The organism is Allobosea sp. AAP35 (assembly GCF_001295925.1).
Lineage (GTDB): Bacteria > Pseudomonadota > Alphaproteobacteria > Rhizobiales > Beijerinckiaceae > Allobosea.
Genome location: NZ_LJHQ01000077.1, coordinates 1 through 1,206, shown reverse-complemented (window position 1 = coordinate 1,206; position 1,206 = coordinate 1). Strand labels below are relative to the sequence as shown.

Sequence of the window (1,206 nt, the reverse complement as noted above, 5' to 3'; positions counted from 1 at the left end):
GGGCAGCGTCTATTATCTGCCCCGCGCGGTTCCTGCCGCCGATCTGGCGCCGATCTGGCGCTAATGCGGGCGATCGACGCGCTGCATCTGGAATACCCCTTCGCCGGCAGCCACATGTTGCAGGGGCTTCTCGGTGCCGATGGCCATAAGGCTGGGCGTCTTCACATCGGCACGCTGATGAAGCGCATGGGAAACGAGGCGCTCTATCGCCGACCGAACACCTCGAAGCCGGCGCCAGGGCACAAGATCTTCCCCTATCTGCTGCGCAAGCTGCCGGTGACGCGACCCAATCAGGTCTGGGCGATGGACATCACCTACATCCCGATGGCGCGGGGCTTCGTCTATCTAACGGCGGTCGTAGACTGGCTCAGCCGCAAGGTCCTGGCCTGGCGGCTCTCGATCACCATGGACGTCGCCTTCTGCATCGAGGCCGTCGAGGAGGCCATGGCCCGCTTCGGCAAGCTGGAGATCTTCAATACGGATCAGGGCTCGCAGTTCACCAGCCGCGAGTTCACCGCCCTGCTGATCGGCGCGGGCATCAGGATCAGCATGGATGGCAAGGGCGCCTGGCGCGACAACGTCTTCGTCGAGCGCATCTGGAAATCGGTGAAATACGAGGAGGTTTACCTGCGCGCCTACGCCAGTGTGTCCGACGCGCGCGCCTCGATCGGCCGATATCTCGCCTTCTACAACGGCCGGAGACCTCACCAAAGCCTGGGGCGGCAGACGCCCGATCAGGCCTACTTCAACGCGCTGCAGCCAATCCCGGTTGCGGCATAACCAGGGCCGAAAACCCACTTAGCGACAGCCCCAAAACTGTTCAGACAAACCGAGCCAGCTCTCCTGCCGCTGGAATTTCAGCCCGTCGAGGCGGTTCGCGCGCAGAGGTTCCAGAGGATATCCTCGGGGGTGGTGGATTGGCGGCGGAGTTTTCGGGCGAAGGTTTGTCGCTCGGTTGCCATGGTGCCTCGCTGGGGAGGCGTCCGTCACCTCTCCCCTGCCCCTCTCACTGATCTCGGGCCTGCCCGAGATCAGCACTCAGAGTGTCGAAGTCGGCAACAGCCGACTTCGCTGCAGGAGAGGGGTTCCTCGCGCTTTTATCGTCGAGGGAAGGGATTCAAAACAATCCCCGCCCCACCACACCTCCCCTATCCTGCCACCACCTCATCCCCGAGGGGCAGCCATCCGGAGGTGTGCCGTTGGTGG

Annotated in this window: 1 pseudogene; it reads left to right on the top strand. The window is 63.4% G+C overall.

Features of this window, described 5'->3' with window-relative positions:
* Nucleotides 1-780 (top strand): annotated as a pseudogene (locus tag IP69_RS20790) (IS3 family transposase); the annotation flags it as partial.
* Nucleotides 781-1,206 lie beyond the last annotated feature (426 nt).